Source organism: Spirochaetota bacterium, from assembly GCA_034190085.1.
Classification (GTDB): domain Bacteria; phylum Spirochaetota; class UBA4802; order UBA4802; family JAFGDQ01; genus JAXHTS01.
This window is the reverse complement of record JAXHTS010000050.1, coordinates 34,657-58,355: the sequence shown is the minus strand read 5'-3', so window position 1 is coordinate 58,355 and position 23,699 is coordinate 34,657. Positions and strand designations below refer to the sequence as shown.

General features: G+C 38.6%; 13 protein-coding genes. 1 reads left to right on the top strand and 12 read right to left on the bottom strand.

Annotated features, from left to right (window positions below; translation table 11 throughout):
• Nucleotides 1-25: 25 nt before the first annotated feature.
• Nucleotides 26-5,026 carry a diguanylate cyclase gene (locus SVZ03_09400; protein ID MDY6934421.1) on the bottom strand — a complete coding sequence of 1,667 codons (5,001 nt, stop codon included), beginning with the start codon at nt 5,024-5,026 and terminating at the stop codon, nt 26-28.
• Nucleotides 5,027-5,282: 256 nt separating this feature from the next.
• On the opposite strand from SVZ03_09400, the gene SVZ03_09395 reads away from it, so the two are divergent.
• Entirely contained in the window at nt 5,283-6,110 is an 828-nt protein-coding gene (locus SVZ03_09395) for a carbon-nitrogen hydrolase family protein (GenBank protein MDY6934420.1), read from the top strand.
• Between the two features lie 121 nt (nt 6,111-6,231).
• Here SVZ03_09395 and SVZ03_09390 read toward each other — a convergent pair whose 3' ends face one another.
• The 11 genes from SVZ03_09390 to SVZ03_09340 all read right to left on the bottom strand — a co-directional run bounded on the left by SVZ03_09390 (nt 6,232) and on the right by SVZ03_09340 (nt 23,634).
• Nucleotides 6,232-7,476, bottom strand: a complete 1,245-nt coding sequence (locus tag SVZ03_09390) for a dicarboxylate/amino acid:cation symporter (GenBank protein MDY6934419.1) — start codon at nt 7,474-7,476, stop codon at nt 6,232-6,234.
• A gap of 44 nt (nt 7,477-7,520) precedes the next feature.
• Nucleotides 7,521-7,910 carry a YlbF family regulator gene (locus SVZ03_09385; GenBank protein ID MDY6934418.1) on the bottom strand — a complete coding sequence of 130 codons (390 nt, stop codon included), beginning with the start codon at nt 7,908-7,910 and terminating at the stop codon, nt 7,521-7,523.
• A 271-nt stretch (nt 7,911-8,181) separates the two neighbouring features.
• Entirely contained in the window at nt 8,182-9,054 is an 873-nt protein-coding gene (locus SVZ03_09380) for a methylenetetrahydrofolate reductase (protein MDY6934417.1), read from the bottom strand.
• Between the two features lie 12 nt (nt 9,055-9,066).
• Complete coding sequence (locus SVZ03_09375) at nt 9,067-9,645, bottom strand: response regulator (protein ID MDY6934416.1); 579 nt, start codon at nt 9,643-9,645, stop codon at nt 9,067-9,069.
• 87 nt (nt 9,646-9,732) lie between these two features.
• A complete protein-coding gene (locus SVZ03_09370) occupies nt 9,733-11,604 on the bottom strand; it encodes a PAS domain S-box protein (protein MDY6934415.1) in 1,872 nt (623 codons plus the stop codon).
• 203 nt (nt 11,605-11,807) lie between these two features.
• The gene (locus SVZ03_09365) at nt 11,808-12,710 is read right to left on the bottom strand and encodes a methylenetetrahydrofolate reductase (protein ID MDY6934414.1); all 903 of its coding nucleotides are present in this window, start codon (nt 12,708-12,710) and stop codon (nt 11,808-11,810) included.
• Nucleotides 12,694-13,380 carry a methylenetetrahydrofolate reductase C-terminal domain-containing protein gene (locus tag SVZ03_09360; protein ID MDY6934413.1) on the bottom strand — a complete coding sequence of 229 codons (687 nt, stop codon included), beginning with the start codon at nt 13,378-13,380 and terminating at the stop codon, nt 12,694-12,696. The genes SVZ03_09365 and SVZ03_09360 overlap by 17 nt, the downstream gene beginning before the upstream one ends.
• Before the next feature lie 159 nt (nt 13,381-13,539).
• Nucleotides 13,540-16,671, bottom strand: a complete 3,132-nt coding sequence (gene nuoF, locus SVZ03_09355) for an NADH-quinone oxidoreductase subunit NuoF (protein ID MDY6934412.1) — start codon at nt 16,669-16,671, stop codon at nt 13,540-13,542.
• Nucleotides 16,672-16,686: 15 nt separating this feature from the next.
• Entirely contained in the window at nt 16,687-17,157 is a 471-nt protein-coding gene (gene nuoE, locus SVZ03_09350; GenBank protein ID MDY6934411.1) for an NADH-quinone oxidoreductase subunit NuoE, read from the bottom strand.
• Nucleotides 17,154-19,682, bottom strand: a complete 2,529-nt coding sequence (locus SVZ03_09345; protein MDY6934410.1) for a molybdopterin-dependent oxidoreductase — start codon at nt 19,680-19,682, stop codon at nt 17,154-17,156. Before SVZ03_09345 ends, nuoE begins: the two co-directional genes overlap by 4 nt.
• A gap of 388 nt (nt 19,683-20,070) precedes the next feature.
• Entirely contained in the window at nt 20,071-23,634 is a 3,564-nt protein-coding gene (locus tag SVZ03_09340; GenBank protein ID MDY6934409.1) for a S8 family serine peptidase, read from the bottom strand.
• Between the last annotated feature and the right edge of the window lie 65 nt (nt 23,635-23,699).

Genomic DNA, 23,699 nt, shown 5'->3' with positions numbered 1-23,699 from the left:
CATTCTCCAATTCAATATTCATCTATCATTCATATTTCTTTAAACAAATCTGATTTCTACCCTTCATCTTTGCTTCATAAAGGGCCTTATCAGCCAGGCTAACCAGCTCCGTACTGTCATTACAGGATGTTTTCTCATCCAAAATAGCAACACCCAGTGTGGAAGTGATACATGCCTCATCTATTTGGGATAGCCTAATGGCTTCAACCTTTTTACGCAGCCTTTCAGAAACAATTAGTGTCTCCCTTTCCCCACAATAGGGTAAAACAAGAATAAATTCATCACCGCCATATCTACCAGCAATATCATACTTTCTTAATTCCTCTTTCAGGGAATCATACTCCTCTTGTGCAAATTTACCTTTAATTTCACTACCCAACAATCCTGCCTTAAAAATCATGGATACCTTGATAAGAATTTCATCGCCAGCTTGATGGCCGTAATTATCATTAAATTCTTTAAAATAATCTATATCAATCATTACAACACTCATCGGGAATTTGTGACGTTGCGACTCATTAAAGGTTTCCCTCAGCCTCTCATGAACCGCGCTATGGTTCAATAAACCCGTTAAACTGTCTCGCTGTGCAAATTCATAAAAAAATCGACTCTTCTCTTCCAACTCTTTGTTTAGCGCTTGAAGTTGCTCAGTCCTATCTTTAACCTTTTTTTCAAGATTCGAATATAGACTGGCGTTTTCGATTGATATAGCAGCCTGGGAGATGAATACGCCTAAAAGCTCAATGTCATTTTCATCAAAGACAGATTTCGATAAACGATTGTCTAAATAAAAAACCCCTATTCTCTTGTCACGATGGTTAATGGGCATACATAGAATTGATCTTAAATCTTTTGATTCCAAATCCCTATATTTAGTAAAAGAATCATCCTCCATTGCATCTTGAGTCATTATAATTTGGCCTTTATTATAGACATCATCAACAATTTCCTTAGAGTATAACAACTCATCTGATTCTATCTTCCCTTGTTCCACACTTTTAGATGCTCGTAACTCCAGATAATTGCTCTCTTCATCATAAATGAACAGAAAGCCTCTCATCGCGCCAGCAACTTCAATTGCATTAGCAACAATACTCTCTAATAATTCCTTGATGTTTAGGATTGAACTTATCTGCTGACTTACAGTTATAATTGATGACAATCTTCTTTTATCAAGAAATCTATCCTTATAGGAATCCTCACCATCTGTAATACCGAGAAGATTAGAAATCCGTTGTAAATATATCTTGGAATCTATTTCCTTAAATAGGGTATAAGCCTTTTGCCAATTTGTCCTTGCAGACTCAGGATTGCCTTTATTATTAAAATATAATCCATACTCATAATAATTTTTTGCCAATTCATAACGCCTTCCAAGTCGTTTCTCATGATCTATTGCTTGTATAAATAGCGCCTCTGCTTTTCTGTTTTTGCCAATTAAGGCATAATACTTACCGTATACTCTCAGAGCAATCCCATAATGATTCGGCCATCTTCTGGTTTTTAGTAAACTTCCTTTGCATATCTTTTTTATCCTTCTTAAGTATGATTTCCTTTGACCTGATGTAATTCCCTCATTACTCAAATAATCAGCAATAGTAATCTCCGCCAAATATGTATATAAAGAAATGGTATACTCCCTAGGTAGATTATTCCTTTTATAAATCTCCTTTGCTTCTTTTACATGCTTAAAAGCTGTTTTTATATCCCCTTTTTCTAAAAACAGGTCACATAGGGATATTTTTGCTCTGCAATATACCACCCATAATTCTTTATCAAAACTGTGATTACAGCATCTAATTCCCCATCTTTCACTCTCTTCATAATCACCCTTTTTAAAATATAACTCAGAATTGATCCATCGGATAAAACATATTTGAAAATCATCATTTGACTTTTCTATAATCTCGATATATTGATCAATTAATGCTGTAGCTCGATCAATATCACAAAGATAAATATAATTACTGATCAGACAATTAATTGACATCACGATTTCTCGGCTATCGCCCATTATCTCAAATTTAGTTATACTCTTATTGAAGCAATCAATACTCTTTATGTATTCACCCATCCATTGATAACAAAATCCCATAAACTGAAGAGACTGTGCAATACCCCACTGATCGCTTAATTCTTCCTTGAGTTTAAGACTTCTTACATTGTACTCTATAGATCTTTTAAATAAGCCTATTACCATGCATAGGCTAGCAAAGCCTCCCATACTTAACCCAAGTTCCTTGGATTTCCCTATTCTGCTCATAGATACATTAAGCATTCTTAAGATAGATCTGACAAATTTTAAAACATCATTAAGAGCATATGACCAATTTAAAGAATGATAAATATTTATTATTAGTCTATCCCTCTCGAGTTGAGGATTCTCTTTATTGCGATTATATAATCCTGGGAACAGACTAAAGAATAGATGTATTAAAAATTCTTTTATAATACTAACAATTACCAGAAATGTGTTCACTGGCAAATATTCATCTAATAACCGTAATCCCTCTCTCCCAAATTCTTCACACTCTTTCGAATTACCCTTTTTAAAATAGGCCCTGTTAATTTGATTATAAATATTGGCCTTACTATTTGGAGTATCCGTATATGGAAGTAACCTATTAAAGATCTCTATCGCTTCATCATAATTACCAATCGTAGAAAAGACCTCACCCAAATTGTTACTAGTCTCTACCCATTCATTGATGCCATCCTGGCATTTTTCTTCTAATAATTTTAACGCTAATCTATAATATCTTATTGCTTCTTCATTAGCATACCTCTCTTTCGCAATATTACCTGCAGGAATTAGATATTTGAGCGATTTATCATGCTCCTCAGCCTCAGTATAATGACGCGCTAAAGAAAATATTACATCATCATTTCTACCTTGAACCTCTAATGCTTGTGCAATTTTAAGATGAATCATCCTTTCCCTTTCTGTACTTAACTCATGACAAAAGGCATCACGTACCCTGTCATGAACAAAGAGCAACTTCCTCTGATCAAAGGGGCTCTTCTCCAATAATTGTAAATCTATAGCCTTATCAATAATAGTTAAAATTCTCTCCTGATTAATCTCACTAAGTTTAAATAATAAATCGATATCAAATTTTGAACCAATAATTGCGCCATATGCTATTAAATCCCTCTCCTCCTCTCCCAATAACTTGATCCTCTTTAAAACTATCTCAATTACTGAGTCAGGAACTTCAATCATTTCAATCTTGTCATTATCAATTGTCCAATCTGTAATTCCACGGATTATAACTTCCTCGTCCAATAATTGTCTTAATAATTCAATGCCAAAAAAAGGATTTCCTTTACTCTTCTCAAAAATATAATCAATCACTTCATGTGGAAGATCCGATCCCTTTATACCAAGAATGCTTGTCACAAGACTCTCTAATTGCAGTGAATCGAACAGGTTCACCTTTACCTTTGATATTCCATGAAAATCTTTTATAATTCTATTTAATCCGTGTTTTTCTGATATTTCATTGTCCCTGTAAGTCCCTAAAATGAGTAATGGAGATCTTTTAATCTTATCAGCAATCTCTATAAGTAATAATAAACTACTCTCATCTGCCCAATGTAAATCATCCAGAAATAATACTATTGGCGTTCCATCTATTCCTAATGAACAAAACAAATTTGATGCTACATTCATAAACCTTTCATTCTCAATGTCGCCATCCAATCTAATAATGGGTTTTACATCCCCCAGGATATTCTGCATAGATGGATTGAGATTTAGAATAATCTCCCCAAGCTCGCCTGTAACCCCTCTTATCCCATCTCTTATTTCTATCTTGATCCTATCATTTAGTTTATTATAGGAATCCAGATATTCATTCAATGCATCATGAAAGACCTGATATGGCATTTTGTTTCTTCCTGCAAAACATTTCCCTGAAATAAATATTCCACCCTTATCAAAGACCTCTCCCCTTAATTCCTCCACCAATCTAGTCTTTCCACTTCCTGCTTCTCCACCTATGAGGCAGATGCTCCCTTTAGATTCACTCGCGTTATTGTATAACTCCTTTAATAAGGTTAATTCCTTATCTCTACCAATTAACCCAGTTTGAAAACTCAATCGAAGTCTTCTATCCGCTGTGCCAAGCTCAAACCCTCTTTCGCCATACCAGACCTTGTGTATATCAACCAGTAGCCCCATGGCGCTCTGATATCGTTCATCCTGATCCTTTTTCAAAAGCTTTGATATTATTGCATCAAGCTCATGAGAAATTTTTCTATTAATCATGGAAGGAGAAGACGGCTCCATTGCAATATGCTTATGCAAGATTGTGTTCACATCATTTCCGATAAAGGGGAGTTTGCCTGTCAATAGTTGATAAAATAATACACCCAGAGAATAGAGATCGCTTCGTTCATCTATCTTCTTGTTCACTATCCCGCTTGCTTCAGGAGACATATAACTAAAGGTAGTAATTATATCCTCAGACCTCTTTATCTTTGATAATTCCTTTAGTTCCATCAACCCGAATCCAGAAATCTTAATCTGAGAAATATGCCCATTTCCTGGAATTAACCAGATGTTCTCAGGATTTAAATCCCTGTGCACTATGCCATTTTCATGAACAATCTGAAGAGCTTCGCTGATATTTGCTATTATTTCCAATGCCTTATCCTCTTCAAGCGCTTCAAAAGGATCAGTGAGCATTGCGTTTTTTATTAAATAACTATATAAGCTTATACCTTGAATGGACTCTGTTACTATAAAGGTATAGTTTACACTATCGGGAGATTCTGTATATTCATCTATATCGATAATTTTAGTGATACAGGGATGGTCAATCTTGGAAATAATTTCTATTTCCTTTTTTAATCGGATGAGGTCTTCAACTCTATATGTCGAATTTACGTGTTTTAATAATCTTATGGCAACCTCATCATTGGAGGAGACCATTGTTGCCCTCCAATAGATGCTGAGGAGGTCCTCATCGATCTTTTCAACTATTCTATAACGTTGATTTATTGTTTTGCCAGAAAGTTCCATATCACTATCATTCCAGGATTTGCATATCCTTTATAAAATACCTATATATTATAATATTGTCAAAAAATAATCATGCTTTACCTTATCCCAATATATTAATTGACAACAATATACATAGTCCTATGCTAATAGTATAAAATATACTTAATTCTTCTTCTGCTCAAAGCAACGAAGGATAGAATGAAGCTTTATCGTATTATATCTACAGTGGATAGTAATTAATTCTTCAGTAAGTAATATAAATTAAATTATTAAAATGAAGGTTGCTGTAATTCAGTTAAACTCAGGTCCAATTAAGAAAAAGAACATTGCTCAGTCTATAGATTTTATACTGAGTGCTATTAAACATAAAGCTGAATTTATTTTGCTTCCAGAGGTTTTTAATTACAGGGGAAGGATGACTAATATTGAAAATATCCATTGCATTGCTGAACCAATTCCAGGAGACTCGATTATCCCCTTTAAGGAAATAGCCAGACAGAACAAGGTATATATTCTCGCTGGTTCAATCTATGAACGTGTGAAATCGTCTAAAAAGACTTATAACACCTCAGTCCTCATAAATGACAAGGGAATAATTCAAGCAACCTATCGAAAAATTCATCTCTTCGATGCGGTAGTCAATAACAGGATTATTAAAGAATCAAATTCATTTTTAAGAGGAGAACAGCCTACCATTACTTCTATTAAAGGGATTAAAGCAGGTTTATCGATCTGTTATGATGTACGTTTTCCTGAACTATATAATAACTATTCGTCCAAAGGGGTTTCCCTATTATGCATTCCTTCCAACTTCACAAAGCAGACCGGCCAAGCTCATTGGGAAATACTCTTAAGGGCTCGCGCAATTGAAAACCTGTGCTTTGTGTTGGCTCCCAATCAAACAGGAAAGGATGAACGCGGCACCGCTGCTTATGGCAACAGCATGATTATTGATCCCTGGGGTAAAATACTATCCCGTGGATCAGGACAAAGAGAAGAGATTATCTATTCCGATATAGATATATTATCTATAAAAGAGTATAGAAAAATGATGCCAACTTTGAAACATAAGGTCTTGTTGTCATCTGTAGTCACGAAGTAGTATCAATTTTCTGCTATAAATTTGGTTATGCAGATGATAAATAATCATACCAACATATTTATCTATAGGAAAGGATCTCCTTATCTTATAATATAAACATACAAGAGGGATTCCTAAGGAATTATTCTTTAGATTTCATAATTATTGTTGAAATAATACAACTCCCAATAGCATCCCCCTCAACATTAACAGTAGTTCTAAAGGCATCCAGGAAACGATCTATTGGAAGCAAAATGGCAATCCCTTCTGCCGGCAATCCAACGGACTGGAGAACCATTACCATTGTTACCATTCCTGCGCTTGGTATTCCCGGAGCCCCAACAGCTGCAATTATGGCCATAAAAAAAACAACAATCTGTTGAACAACATTTAGATCAATTCCGACTATGTTCGCGATAAACAGAGCAGCCATAGCTTCATAAAGCGCGGTTCCATCCATATTTGCTGTAGCACCGAGAGGAAGGACAAATCCAGCTATATCCTTGTCAACTTCAAGATTCTTTTCTACACATTCCATTGTGATTGGAAGTGTGGCTGAACTTGAACTCGTTGAAAAGGCTGTTATAAGTGCCTTGCTAATTCCAGCAAACAACCTCTTTGGTCCGATGCCAGTGAATACCTTTAACAAAATTGGCAAATCTATTATGCCATGGAAAAGAGTCCCTAACAAGACAACACTTATAAATATTCCTAACTGTGATAAAACCTCGATATCCTGAATTGCTACGAGCTTTATTAGTAGAGCCATTATCCCTAAAGGCGCTATTTTCATAATCCATGTTACTAAAAGCATTACAATTTCAAACAACTCTATTAAAAGTTCTTTCACCCTATTAGCTTTCTCGCCTGAGATGATGACAGCAATGCCAAAAAAAATAGCAAATATTACTGTTGGCAAAATTTTTGCCTCAGCCATTGCCTTAATTGGATTAATAAAAAGACCTGCAATAAAGGTTTTAATAAATTCCGATAATCCCATGCTCTGGATTTCAAATGAGTCCATAGCATCTTGAAATAGCGTTATTTCTAATCCTTGTCCTGGTTTAAAAACGTTAACTATAACCAAACCAACTATAATTGAAAGGGAGGTTGTGGATAGGAAATAAATCAGAGCCAATTTCCAGATTCTATTCATCTGTGAATGTGCCTGTAAATTAGCTATCCCTACTGTGATTGATGTGAAAACCAGTGGGATAAGAATCATCTTGAGAATGCTGATAAATAGAGAGCCTATTATATCCGCAAAGTAAAGAATGCTTGAAGCACTACTTGTATCAGTCCCAATAATATTTAGAATATATCCTATGATAATTCCAATCGCTGTACCTATTAATATTTGTTTATTAAGTGAAATTGATTTTTCCAATTATAGAAATCTTAATCTTGTTTAGGCATGAAAACTATACAAAATTAAATATCAGTTATTATTTTACCAGAACCGGTCGGTTTGATTATTTTAGATTCCTGAATAGCGTCCCCATCCGGCTCACTGATAGCATTCTGAATCTGCATTATCATATTCAGGTAATAGGATTGTGTCGCAATATATTCCTTTATTAACTGATTTTCGGACACCTTCTCAACCAGATCCTGCAAGTTCTGTTTTTCCTCTACTTCTATTACACCACCCTCTTTCTCCTTTTTGCTCATCTCTTCACTAACCTTTGCATATTCTTCAAGAATGCCTTTGGCTTCATTATCTATTTCCAATTTCTTTGTAAGCTCTTCAAATCTTTGATATATTTCCGTACCTTTGATCATTAAGCCAAGCTCGTTAGCCTTTTTTAGAATTTCTTCCATCTTTTCCCCCAAATATAAATAATAACGCTACTACTAAAAACTTCTTATCCTTCACCAATAATTAGCTTGGGAAAATCCTTTTCAAGCAAATTTTATTATTAATTTAACATTTCCAAGTAACATCATTATTTATAAGTATGAATATAAACTAATAATAAAAAAGGATTTTAACTGATAATCTGAAATTAAATAATGGCAAGTAGATTAAAGGGGTGAGTTTGCAGTAGAATAAGTATAGTGATGATTGCTGTATCGACCTACATATTAATATTCACAACTTAGCAGCATCCAAAAATTTTGGTATATTCTTCTCCCATCCAAGTGGTATGAGATGCACTCCCTGGCAGATGTCCTTTAGGCCCTTTATAATATCCGTGAAGATCTCGATGCTTGCCTTCTCCTTTTGTGGAGCTTTGGCTAATTTTTGAATAATATAATCCGGCACAATACCTTGTTTTAGATGCCTGTTTATAAAATGTGCAGTAGTTGCGGTTTTCAATAAAATCACTTCAGCTATTACAGGAATGCCAAAGGATTCCACCCTTTTCATAAATTTCTGGAATTTATCCACATCAAAAACTGGCGTGCTCAGAAAATACCCTGCGCCAAGTTTAACCATCTCCTCCATCTCTTTTAACTCAAGATCAGGCACATTATTACCTACGCCAGCATCAACACCAGACCCAACGAAGAACTCTGCTCGATTTTCAATCTCCCTTCCCGCCACATCCTGCCCTTCCTTCAGGCTATCAACTACAGAGAAGAGTTTGCCAGCATCAACGTGAAAAAACATTATTTCCTGTAGGCTGTCCCCTGTAATGCGATAGTCCTCAGTAAAGGCAAGTATGTTTTTTACCCCCTGCTCATAGGCCTTAATTAAATTTGATTGAATATCCAATCTATTCTTTTCCCTACATGTCGTTTGAAGGATGGGATCAAATCTGTTCTCCTTTAATATATTGCATGTTGAAATAGAATCTGCAACTACTCCTTCAACCTCAAATTCAGGGACTGTTACTCCATCTAGCCTTCCCCTAATCTTATGGATGTTATCGTAGAGTTCTTCTATATCGCTGCCAATTGGTGGCATAATTTCAGAGGTAACCACAAATCTATTCTTTTTTAATGATTCCTGTAAGTCCATATTTCCTTTCCTCTACTTTTTATCTTTCAATTTCAATAGCACCGCGACCTCATTCTTTAGCTCAGATAAGGGAAGCGGCTTTGCAAAACAGGCGTCTGCTCCGTAATCCTTCATTTGTTTACAGCTTTCATCATTCAGATAGGCAGAAAGAACTATAATCTTAATTTCCTTAGTCTCAGGATCTGATTTTATCCTCTTACATACCTCATAACCATTGATATCCGGCATCATGACATCTAAAATTATTAGGTCTGGTTTGAAACGCTTCTCCTGGATTCCAGCCTCAAAACCGTCAGCAGCTGACACCAGTTCATAATCATATTCATCTTCCTCTAATGATTGAACAATTGTCTCTACAATAATTTTATCATCATCAACAACAAGTATCTTCTTTGTATCTTCCCCTGCAGAATATTGGGCTGCTGGCATCTGATGTTCCCTTAAAAAGCGGTCAAGTTCCTCCTTATTTATTCGCCGATGACCACCTACCGTTGTCTCAGCATTGATATCTCCAGCCTCGATCCATTGGAGAATGGTATCAGGAGAGACATTACAGTATTTGCTTGCACGTGAAACAGTATACATTTTCATAAAATCCCTCTCTAATAATTTGTATTTTCATAGGTTTGAGTTAAATATTTTTATACAAGACTGGATGTAGAGTACTTTGCTAAAATCTTATTCAATGTGGGATAGTGGATATATAGGAAGGACAACAGAAAATGTAGAACCATTGCCAACCTCACTTTTAACATTGATATCCCCGCCATGATCCTTAATTATGCCATAACAGACTGATAGTCCTAAACCTACACCCTTTACCTCCTGCTTTGTAGTAAAAAAGGCGTCGAATATTTTATCTCTTATTGCGAGTGGAATGCCAACGCCGGTATCCTGTATATTTATTATCACAAGGTTTTTGTCAGCCAATGTTTCTAGGCTCAGTTCCCCTCCATTTGGCATAGCATCCTTGGCATTGGTAATGATATTAAGGATTACTTGTCTTATTTGGTTGGGGGAAGCTGGAATAGGTGTTAGCTTTTGGTTGAGGTTAGTCTTTATTTCAATGTTTGACTCCCATAGCTGCTTTTCAAGGATGAGCAATATATCCTCAAGTAATTTATTTATATCAATATTCCTTTTCTCCTCCTCTTGGGGTTTGGAGAAACTTAACATATTTCGCAACATCTCAGATACCCTCTCAGTTTCAGAGAGTGACATATCAAGAATTTTTCTTCTCTTGCTATTGGGTTGAATTTCAGTTTTCAAAAGCTCTAGGGTATTCATAATCCCATAGATAGGATTATTTAACTCATGAGCTATCTGAGAAGTAAGTCTTCCCATGGCTGCCAGTTTTTCTGATTGCAACAATTGAAGCTGTATGTCGCGCAACTGCTTTTCCATTTTAATTCTAGGCCTCAAATCTACAAAAATTCCTACGGTTGCTATCTCATTCCCCTTATCATCATAGATGATCGATGCTGATAGGTTGCCATCAATCATCTCTCCCCACTTGTTTTTATGTATCATTGGGAGAAATTTGAGCCTACCGATTCCCCCATAATCCTCACTTCTCATCTTTTGCATTACCTCCCTCGCAACACCAGGAGGATAAATATTCCTGATGTTCATTCTACCTATCACTTCGTCCGCTCTGTATCCCAAAAGCTCCTCTGCCCCCTTGTTAAAGATGAGAATATTACCTTCCATATCAGTCACAATAATTGAATCTAATGAACTCTCAATCAACTTAGATAGAAATTGATTCACCTCTCGGATTTCCCTCTCCATCTTTTTTCTATGTGTAATATCCCTTGTATATGCATAGGTCTTTACACCCCCCTCTTCTCCTTTGGCTATTGTGATGCAGACCTCAACCTCCTTGCTTTTACCTGTGGCAGTATTCATCTCCATTTCAACACATACCCTTCTATTCTCATCCTCTCCAACCTCTGAATGCATATCAGCTAGAAATTTCCTCTCTGTTTTATTTAACAAAAGGTTGAAGTCCATTCCAATTAGTTTCTCCGCCTGAAATCCGGTAATATCCGTAGCCATTGTGTTAGCAAACTCAATCCTATAGTTTTCATCAAACACAATTATTCCATCATCCCCCATTTCAGCAATCTTCTGAAACCTCCTGGTGGCTTCTCGCACCCTCTTTTCCATTGTCTTCCGCTCAGTAATATCAATTATCAATCCCTGGTATCCTATTATCTGTCCCCGATTATTAAATCGTGAATTACCTGTCATTAATGCTGAAACTTTATCTCCCCCCTTGGTCCTAAAATTTAACTCATAATCCATTACATAACCCTGTTCCTCAATCTCACGCTGGAATTTTTTCCTGTCCTCAGGATCCTCATATAGATCTTTTTCAATATCTATGGATAGAAACTCTTCCTTGGTATCATAACCTAACATATTGAGAAGAGCCTGATTACAATCTACAACACTTCCTTCCCTTGTGCTTATGATAAGACCATGTCCAACCCTTTCAAATAGATCCCTATATCTCTCTTCAGATGATGAAAGCTTTTTCCTTGAAATGACTCCCCCCTATCCTCTTTCTCCTGCTATAACTATATGACTACCAATGTTTTCCCTAACAAACAGAAAAAATTTTACTTTCCATAGGCTAATGATAAAATAGGGATTCTTTTAGGTCATTACCTCTTCTCATGATACTCAATCAATATTAATAAAATTTAGTTGATTTACTCATTCAGGGCTATATAAAAATTTATCAGTTTTCATCCATTGGGCCTTCCATCGATACCAGCCTCCTCCAGTATATCAGGTACTACTTCCTCTTTGCCGATTGCCATAATATGAACCCCATCGCAAATTCTTTCCTCCTTAAGCTTTTTAATCATACGCCCGGCAATCTCAATGCCCTTTTTAAGGGCAGTCCCTTTGGGAGCGCTTGCGAGTTCATCAATCAGGTTTTGTGGCACGAATATTCCAGGAACATTTTTATTCATAAATTGTGCCATGCGTGCTGACACCAACAGCACAATGCCTGCAATCATCTTAACATTAAACCCTCCTGCATAGTCCATGAAGCGCTGGAAATTATCCATATCATATATAGCCTGGGTCTGAAAAAACTCAGCCCCTGAATCAATCTTTTTCTCAAACTTGACAAGCTGAGGTCCAAGCGGATCAGCCTCTGGGGTTACAATAGCCCCAGCGCAGAACTCAACTGAGCCGTCAAGCTCATTCCCCCCCAAATCCTTACCTGATTCAAGAAGACGTACTGTACGCAAAAGTTGGCTGGAATCCAGATCAAAAACGCCCTTTGCCATCTTATGATCACCAACAGTAATGGCATCACCAGTTAGACAGAGGACATTTTTTATTCCCCGTGAATATGCAAATAGAAGCTCTGCCTGTAGGGCCAATCTATTTCTATCCCTGCAGGTCATCTGCAAAACAGCCTCTCCTCCCCGCTCTTGAACTGCCAGCGCACCTCCAATTGAAGGAAAACGCATTACAGAACTTTGATGATCAGTGACATTCATAGCGTTTACCCTATCTTTTAAAAGATCGATATGGTGATACATCTTATCAAGATTTGTACCCTTAGGTGGTCCTATTTCGCTAGTTATAACAAATTTCCCCGAATTAAGTGCTTCCCTAAATCTGTGTCCCATCTTTATTACTCCTTTCTTCATAAAAAGGGATGATCGATTTTCCAGGTTTAGGCTCAACATGATACTTTTTAGGTGGCTGATATTTCCGCATATATTCAAGCCTCCCCATCCTTTCTAGTTTATTATAGATGAGTGTCCAAACACAATCCTTATTAAAATCGACTTCACACTTACCCTTGTCTGTTCCTCCACAGGGACCATTAACAAGACCCTTATGACATCCAGCTACTGGGCATATCCCTCCAGTATCAGCCAAGACACACTCCCCACATTGCAGGCAGGCCTCATCAAAAACCCCGGGTTCCTTCTCCTTGCCTATAAATAACGTATCAAGGGCTGGTATTATCGGCTTGTCAAGATTCATAGCAATTGTCTGGACACCAAAGGCACATGTCATAATTAGAAGCGCATCGGCATTCATAATTGCTTCTCTATTCTCCTCCAAAGCAACTTCCGTCAATTCATCGCAGGCGACAGGAATCATCATCCAACCCGTTATGCTCTTATCTGAATTCAGCTGTTGATCAATCATCTGCTGAACCTCGGGCTGACCACCTGTTCGAGTCATGGTAGTGCAGGTTCCACAACCAATTACAAAAATCTTTGATGTCTTTTCAAGAAGCCCTTCAATCTCTTCAAGTGGTTTCTGCCTGGTAATGGAACGAATCATGATCTTCTCCTTATGTTTATTTCTCGAATATTATAATTGATTCAAGCTTGCTGTGAGTCTTTAAATTATTTGGATGTGAGAATATATGAACGCTTTAAAACAAACTCAAAGGGATTGCTAAATCGATATCTGCGATTCAGTGTTATAACATGAACGATATCATTTTTCCAAATCACACCGCAGACAACGTTTGGCCTCCTCTACAGCCTTCTCCTCAGTAAAACCTAATTCAATTTCACGAAAATCATGGATGCGATCCTCAGGAGGTGCTGTGGGCATTTTTACTCTAGGCTTCTCATCCTCAACATCACTAAGCTCCTCCTCCATTATTCCTAAGGGGGTATCCTCTTTGGCATCAACAAAAAAGATGGGAGTATCATCTCCGCGCAGATATTTATCAATTGCTACAGCACCCCTCCTGCCTGCTGCAATGGATTCAATAATAAAGGTCGGTCCTGTGACAAAATCACCTCCAGCAAAAATGCCTGAAATATTTGTTGAAAGTGTATTCGAATTTACTACTAGAGTCTCCCACTTGGTTCTTTCCAGCTCGCTATCTGGTGGCAAAAAAGATAAATCAGGAGCCTGCCCAACTGACATAATAACCGTATCTGCGCCAAAGAAACCCTCACTATCAGGAATAAAGGTTGGGTTAAATTTACCCTCTTCATCAAAGATAGAAGCAACAGCCAACGTTTCAACACCTGTTAAGCTCCCATCCCTTGATATAATCCTCTTTGCTCCAAGTGAGTGGTGTATCAGGATATCCTCCTCTATGGCCTCTTCAATGTCTTCATCAAAGGCCGGCATCTCCTCGCGTGACTCAAGACAGATTACATGAACCTCCCGCTGCCCATCCCCATACCAAGGAACCCTCAATGCCGATCGCGCTACGTCAAATGCAACGTTACCCCCACCAATGACAACCACTACCCTTCCAACATATATCTCCTTTTCCAGTTTAACATCTCGTAAAAATGATAGACCATAATAAAAACCCTTAATGCCTTCATCCTCTCCGGGAATGCCTATTCTTTGACTCTTCTGAGCCCCTCCGGCGATAAATATTGCATCATGTCCCTGTTCCTTTATATCTTCAAGAGTGAAGTTGATGTTTACTGGTGTATTATACTGAATCTCAACTCCACGCTGCTCAATGTATTCAATCTCTTTCTGTACAACTTCCTTAGGCAGACGAAACTCTGGAACTCCTACCATCAACATCCCCCCGCCAACAGGAAGGGCTTCAAAAACCGTTACAGGATAACCCATTCTTGCCAGATAAAAGGCGCAGGTGAGTCCAGTTGGACCTGCTCCTATGACAGCAACCTTTTGACTCTTTGTTTTAGAAAAGGGAAGTGGTTGATCGTGATCAGATGAATAATATCTATCCGCTGCAAACCGCTTTAGCGAACGTATTGCTACCGGATCATCAAGCTCCCCCCTGCGGCATTTGATTTCACAAGGGTGATGACAAATGCGACCACAGATGGCAGGAAAGGGATTCCTCTCTCTGATAACCTCAGCAGCCTTTAAATAGTCCCCTTCTGCAATGGCTGCGATATATTTTGGGATGCTGATGCCAACTGGACAGGTATGATGGCATGCCGATATAACCAAAGCTTCGCACACTGCCCCTTTACATCTCTTTTCATTTATATGCGCCTCATACTCATCCCTAAAATATTTTATAGTGGAGAGGACCGGTTTTGGACAGGTTTGCCCGAGTCCGCATAGAGCGCTCCTCATCACAGCATCTCCCATCTTAATCAGCATCTCGATGTCTCTCCCCTGGCCACGACCTTCAGTAATTCTTGTCAATATTTCGAGCATCTGTTTTGTGCCAAGACGACAGGGTGAACATTTTCCACATGATTCGGTGCGAGTAAAATTGAGAAAAAAGCGTGCTATCTCAACCATGCAATTATTCTCATCCATTACCACCATACCGCCAGAGCCCATAATGGATCCAATAGATTGAAGGGATTCGTAATCAATATCCATATTTAGATGCTTTTCAGGGACACAACCCCCTGAAGGACCACCCATCTGGACTGCCTTAAATTTCCTACCCTTTGGTATTCCACCCCCAATATTAAATATTACATCCCTAATTGGAATGCCAATAGGCACTTCTACGAGCCCAGTATTGTTGACCTTCCCAGCTAATGAAAAGACCTTAGTCCCCTTGCTCTTATCTGTGCCGATTTCTGAATACCATTGTGCTCCATTCTGGATAATCATGGCAATGTTGGCAAAGGTTTCAACATTATTGATGTTGCTGGGTTTTCCATCCAAACCAGCCTGTGCAGGGAATGGCGGACGGGTGCGCGGCATTCCACGCTTCCCTTCAATAGAGGCCATGAGAGCTGTCTCCTCCCCGCATACAAAGGCGCCGGCCCCCTTCTTTAATCGAAGATCAAAACTGAAATTTGAACCAAAAATACTATCGCCCAAAATTCCAAGCTCCTTTGCCTCTTCAATTGCAATACTCAGATGCTCAACAGCTATGGGATATTCCTCTCTGACATAAATATATCCGAAACGAGCGCCTATTGCATAAGCGCCAATAATCATACCCTCAATAACCCTATGAGGATCGCCCTCAAGCACAGCTCTGTCCATGAATGCGCCGGGATCGCCTTCATCGGCATTACAGATTATATACTTTGGCTCATTGGGCGAGTAACGAGCAAACCTCCACTTTCTCCCTGTAGGGAATCCTGCCCCACCCCTTCCCCTAAGACCAGAGTCCTCTACCTCCTTGATTATCTCATCAGGAGTAAATCCACTAAGCGCTTTGGCGAGTGCGCCATAACCGTCCATTCCAATATAGTGCTTAATCCTCTTCGGATCTATTACCCCACAGTTTTTTAATACCCTTCGATTCTGCAGTTTGAAAAATGGAATCTGACTAACGGTGGGCATCTTTATGCCGGTCTTAACATCCTCATAGAGGAGATGTCCGATAATATCCCCCTTTTGAATTGTATTGACAATTATATCAGTCACATCAGCTGGAGATACCTCCTGATAGAATATTCCCATAGGATCGATGGTCAAAACAGGAGCCTTCGCACAGAATCCCTGACACCCAGTTTCACGAATCTCTATTGTCTTTGCCAAGCCACGCACACTGATTTCTCTTTGAAGCGCATCCCTTACCTCCTCCGCGCCATAGGCCTTGCATCCAGTCATGCAGATTCGGATACAGTACTTTTTGGCATTTAATTCACTGGCGCACTCCTCTCGAAAGATTTCCATACCTCTAAATGTGAGAGGATTTGTCATTGGATTCTTCCTTTGCTATTTGTCATATTGCTTTATAATAGAGTTAATCTTAGGAGGTGAGAGCTTTCCATAATAGTTTTGGTTGACCACCATTGTGGGGGCAAGAAAGCATGCTCCAAGACACGCCACAGTCTCAAGAGTAAACTGATAATCTTCTGTGGTTTGCCCCTCCTCCAGTCCCAGTTCCCTTTTAACAATTTTTAGAATGCTCCGTCCACCACGCACGTGACACGCTGTGCCTTTGCAGACCCTTATAATGTACTTGCCCCTAGGTTCGAGAGAAAATTGAGAATAGAATGTTATTACTCCCTGCACTTCGCTGGGGAAGAGGTCAAGCTCCTTAGCGATTGGCTCAATCGTTTCTGCTGGTATGTACCCCAACTCATCCTGCACCCTCTGAAGCAGAGGAATAAGTGGCCACTTCTCATTCTTATATTCCTCTATAATCGGAGCAAGTTTCCCTATGTCTATCTCTTCATATTTCATATAATAGTCCTTTCAATTTTAACATTTATGGTCTTCTGTGTGTTCCCATTGCTGATGTTGGTGAAAATATTTGAACCTTCAGTAAATGGCAATGGCAGGAATAGACATCCCATCGGAATCTTCTGAGTCAGGTGAGCCCTGATTCTTTTCTCACCAGCAATGGAAATCAATTTTACTATATCCCTATCCTTAATGTCTTCCCGTGAGGCATCCTTCGGATTTATCTCAACGTACCCCTCCTCAATATCCCCACAGAGTCTTGGGGAATGCTTAGTCTGATAACCGGTGCCAAGATGTTTTAGGATGCTCCCCAACATGAGTGTGTATGGGTATTTATCGTCTTTATCTAGGGGAGATGTAATTTCTCCTGGAATAAATAGGGATGCCTTCCCCTTTAACGATGATACGGGGAGAAGATAAGAAAAATATCCATCATCCTCATTATTCATATTCATTTTCGAATATAATGGAACGCGATTTATTATCTCTTCTGTGACCTCCAGTTCTGATTTATAACTGAAAGAAGATCCAAGCAATTTGGCGATATTGAGTATCGTTAGATAATCTGAAATACTATTGTTGACACATTCAATTGCTGGTCTAATCCTCTGGACACGCCCCTCCATATTGGTAATTGTGCCAGATTTTTCTGCAAAGGTAACTGAAGGGAACACAACATGAGCCTTTTCTCCAGTATTGGAGAGAAATGTATCAGAGACTATGAGGAGATCAAGTTTATCCAGCGCCCTTTGAATTTCACCATTGCCAGGCAGACTGGTCATTGGATCATCCCCCATAATCCAAAGCCCCTTGATGTTACCTCTCAGGATTTCCTTGAATACTCTTTCAGGCATTTCACTCTTAATAAGACCCAAATGATAACATCCAATTACATTGCTCTCTTTGACTAATGGAAAGATTATTGTCTCCTCTTGTGTAAGTTGACTGATTGAGCAGAGGATTTTTACAAGTTCTTTACCATTCGGCTGTTGTATGATTCCATTCCCAAAGACAATGGCCCTCTTCTTGCTAGAGATGAAGATGTCCACTGCTTTAAAGAGACTTTCGGATGTGACTCCGGTTTCTCGTTCTATTATATCAATATCCAGCGAAAGATTTTTAATGTTTTTTAATATCTGAATCCTTTCATCGTCCAATGCCTCTTTATAATTTTGATGTTCGATCATTAATCTCAGGATGGCAGATAGCAAAATCCCATCACTTCCTATTGTTGGTCTAAGCCAAAGGCAAGCGAATTTAGAGAGTTGAATTTCTACAGGATCAATTACAATCAGATTCGTCTGCCTTCTGCGAACACACCTCTTTATGCTATACCCAACAATAGGCGCCGTTTCAGTTGGATTGGCCCCAATTAAAAGAATCACCTCTGCTTCTTCAATATCTTCTATGGTGGCGGTTGGTCCGGCAAAACCGCAAGAATCTTCCATACCCTCAATGAGATTAAATATGTAACTACTACTCATGCATGCGACATAATTAGTTTTCAAAACGTTGGTAGCAAACTCATTGGTCAAGTAGGCTTCCTCGTTTGTACAATGTGGCCCAGTGATTATTGCAAGGCTCTGCTCTCCTTTGGTTTTTTGATTTATATTTTTTATCTCTTTCGACGCAATCTCCAACGCTTCATCCCAGGATGCTTCAACTAAAGCGTCCTCCTTCCTTATTAGAGGATTATTTAAGCGTTCAGGATGGTTGATATGATCGAAGCCGAAGCGTCCCTTTACGCAGAGGGTTTTTCCATTTACTGATCCTGAAATGCCTGGACGAACTCCAACAACCTGATTTTTCGCAACCTCAAGCCAGAATGAACACCCGCATCCACAGAAAGAACAAGTAGTGGCTACTCTCTTATTGTGAGTGCCAAGGGATCGATTGTCTTTCTTAAAGAGAGCGCCAGTGGGACACACCTCCTCGCATGTGCCGCAGAAGGTGCATCCTGATGATTCAAGCGGCCCGTCTGTAAGTGTGGAGGGTCTTGCCTCAAACCCCCTGTCGATATAATCAATAGCGCCCTCTACAACCAGTTCTTGATCCGCTCTGATACACTTTGCGCAGAGAATGCATTTGCTCAAATCCCTAAGCAGAAATGAATTTACCTCTTGTGTGCCGGAATAATGCGGCATAGGATAGTATTCTACCAAGCCGATTCCAAGATCTGCGGCAATCTGCCTTAATTTACATCTATTCCCCTTTTCACATACAATGCATGAATCAGGATGGCTTGCGAGCATCAGTTTCACAATCACCTTCCTCGTTTCGAGCACCTTTTCTGTGTTAGTTAAGATTGATAAATCCTTGGAAATCGTGGTTACGCAGGCAGCAATTAGATTCCCCCTCTCCTCATTTTCGACAAGGCATATCCTGCATGCTCCAATGGAATCGAGGAAGGGATCATGACAAAGGGTGGGAATAGGTATGTTATACTTAAGTGCTACTTCAATGATTGTATTACCAGAATATCCCTTTACTCTTTGTCCGTCGATTGAAAAATTAATTTCATCCACGGCTTCTCTCCAAGTAGTAGGATTATAGGTATTTATAATCTAAAGTAGACCAAATGATGCGGAAACCCATTAACCGTCTGGCTGGTTTTGAGTATAGATTAATAACAAAACGGACTGCGTCAATATCTTTTTTAATGAATTTGACAAAAAAGTACGTAGCAACTCAACAGGTAGATTGGAATGAAGAAACTATTGATAAGAAATAATTCATTAACTCTATTTAAATTATATCATCACTATAAACGATGATTTCATAATAATAGAGCATTCTATCAGTACAACAATTTTCATTATCAATGTTATTATGTATTCAGGCTCTATTGATATAAAGTGACAATAAGTCAATTTATAGTGTTGTTGCTTCTTATGTAGCGAGATAGTAGATCGCTTATCGGCTCTTTTTTCTAAATATCCTTAATAATAATACAAGAGAAAAGGGGAAAAGCATATTTATCAAGTTGTGGGTTAAGCCATATAAAATCGTTCTGTCCTTATCATTAATTGACGAAGCGTTAGCAATTGAATTACAGCCATCATCAGATGATGAATCTGGAAACAATTGCCAAGGCGATTCATTTGTGTCTTCTTCTGAAGAAATTCCCACTTCACTAATTTCTTCTTCCTCAAGATCATTGAATGTATCAGTATCAATACTAATGATCACTGAATCAGGTTCGCTATGACTCCACTCATCACTTACAGATAACTCTACTATGAAATCGCCATAATTATCATACTCAAATGTTGGAGTAGCTGAATTTGGATCGGACAGAGTGGCTGAGCTTCCAGATGGTTTGGTAATAAATGCCCATGAGTAGGTTATTTCATCCCCATCATCGTCGTAGCTATCAGTTCCGTCAAGCTCGACGATTGAACCAATCTCAGTAAGAGTTTGATCTGCACCTGCATTTGCAACTGGTATTGAATTATATGTGCTCACAAGAACCTCATCTGGAATGCTTACCAACCCATAACAATCTGTGACCACTAACTGGATAGTATAATCCCCTTCTAAGTCAAGTGTAAATATAGGATTAACAGTATTAGCATTGGTTAAGGCTGCTATGCTTCCCTCGGGTTTTGAGATAGTAGCCCAAGCATAATCAAGGGGATAATTCATATCAGGGTCATAGCTTCCAGAACCATCCAAAGTAACTAATCTGCCAACATGATGAGTCACATCTGGCCCAGCAATAGCAATTGGATGCAAAGTTGAAAGCACATTAGTAGCATATTTCAGGTCATTACTATTGCTATCATAATAACTTATGTGTACATTATCCATTGTATCTATGGCTATGGAATTATACGAGCCTGTATTACTAAACATATCCACAATCTCTGTTTCCCAAGATCCAGATCTATTCGTGGTATATCTAAAGTCGTTATTTGTGTTATCCCTATAACAAATATGAACATGATCCTCTTTATCTATAGTAATTGATGTATAACCTCCCACATATCCATTGCTCTCCAGTGTCTCACAAATCCAGGATCCAGTGGAATTTGTAGCGTATTTAAGATCACCTTTAGAACCATTTTGATAACTGATATGAATATTATCCATTGAATCTATAGCGATTGAACTATAATATCCTACATCCCCGTCATTGTCCAGTGTCATTATCTGCCATTCACCTGTGAGATTCGATGCATATTTTAGACACTGATTTAATATAGAATAATAGCTAATATGGACATGATCTCTAGAGTCAAGGGTTATTGAAGAGAATAATCCAGCTCTATCTTCACTGCAAACTATCTCAGACTCCCAGGAGCCAGAAGCATTCGTTGTGTATTTTAGTTTCAGAAGGTTAGCCTCATAATTGCTAATATGAACGTGATCTTTTGAGTCAATAGCGATGGAGGTATACCATCCTACATATGTATTGCTATCCGCTGTCTCTACCTCCCATTCTCCTGACGCATTTGTTGCATATTTAAGATTAGTATTGGTATCATCAAGATAGCTTATATGAACATGATCCTCTGAGTCTATGGCTATCGAGCTATATTTACCTACCCTCCCTTCGCTGTCTACTGTCTTCAACTCCCATTTACCTGTTTCAATTGTTGCATATTTGAGATCATTATTACTTCCACCATGATAGCTAATATGGATATGATCCCTTGAGTCAATGGCTATAGATGTATTTCCGCCTATCTCGTCACTTGTGTCTTTGTCAACTCTTTCAATGACCCATGAGCCACCAGCATAAATAGTAACTCGTTTTTTATTAATATTGCCATTACTATCAAATACGAGCAATCTCAATGTATATATTCCATCATCGATAGAACTGGCATCCCAAGTTGCAAGAGTTCCATCAATAGCAGGACTGCTTGAATCAATAACAGTTGTCCAATCTGAGGGATAAATACCTCTTCCATATTCGATCATATAATTCTGAAAATTTTCTCCACCTGCTGAACCATTTATTGTAATATTTCCATGGATCACATCCCCTTCTAAGGGATAGGATATTACAGCCAACGGGATAGATGTCATCTTCAGTGCTTCATATGCATTTATTCGTCCACTACCAATATACACGTCCGAGTGCACCGGATCAGTAGTTGAAAAGAGAACCTCTCTTACATCCTGGTTTGTAAAGGCAGGGTTGTTTGAAAGAATAAGACCAGCCAAACCAGAAACAAAAGGCGCTGCCATGCTCGTTCCACTCTTTGAAGCATAGGTATTATCAAAATAGATGCTATAAACTCCACTCCCTGGAGCAGCAAAATCAATATCTATACCATAATTTGAGCTATATGCTTCCCACCATAGAGCTCTTTGATCGTTCTTATCCGTAGCAGCAACTGAGACAACATTTTCAAAGCTTGAGGGATAATGATCAACTTCAATCCCGTTATTCCCAGCAGAAGCAACCAGAAGGATTCCTAGGGAATATGCATAATCTAATGCATCCCTCTGTATATTAGAGGGTGAATAGCTTCCAAAGCTCATATTAACGATATTGGCGTCCATGTTTGCAGCATAATAGACTGCATTAGCAATATCTGAGCTTCTAAGCGCTCCATTACCACTAGCATTTTTATACCCTGCCCTTAAGGCCATGATTCTACAATGCCATGAAACACCAGCTATGCCTGTTTCATTATCAGTAACAGCCCCAGCAATACCTGAGACATGTGTGCCATGACCACAAAAATCCATCGGATTATTGTCTTCGGGACCCGGGTCTTCCCCCTGAAATATTGAATCTGAGCTAACTGTAACGAAATCCCACCCCTTGTAATCATCGATAAACCCATTCCCATCATCATCTATTCCATTACCGCTATTTGGATCATTGGGATCAGCCCAGGCATCTTCACCGGAATTGATCCAGATATTGGCATCCATATCTGGATGGTTCCAATCAATCCCCGTATCTATAACTGCAATGACTACTGAGCTTTCTCCGACCTCTATGTCCCAACCTTGCTCAGACTGAATTTGGGATAATCCCCATTGAAGAGTATAATAAGGATCATTGGGGACAATCGACGTATGATAGATGTAATTTGGTTCTGCATATTCCACATTTGCATCCCTTTTATATCTATCAATGATTGACAATATGTCCACATCAGTGCTAAAAGTTATTTTGTAAACATTCTCAAGATGCTGCAGTTTTACTCTTCTATATTTTCGCTTATTTACTCTTTTGGCATACATATTCATGGCAGGATTAAATACTCTTTCTATTTTTACAGCCCCGAAATTAGCGTTAAGCGTATTGATGCTTGCCTTGTTTGTTGAAACAGTATTCATATGTTTTTCAGCACGAAAGTCAATATTGTCCTTAAATTTAATCAACATATCCCCATGAACGAACTCCGTTAAAGCATGATTATTTATGAATGGATTTTTTTGTATTGTAAATGCTGACACCGTTAAGAATATCCCCATAAACAAAAGCATTAGACTAGTGATTGATTTTTTCAATGCTCTCCCCCTCATCTTTTTATCTGTTACATGACAGTGCCTCTATAATCCCACTACGTTTAAAC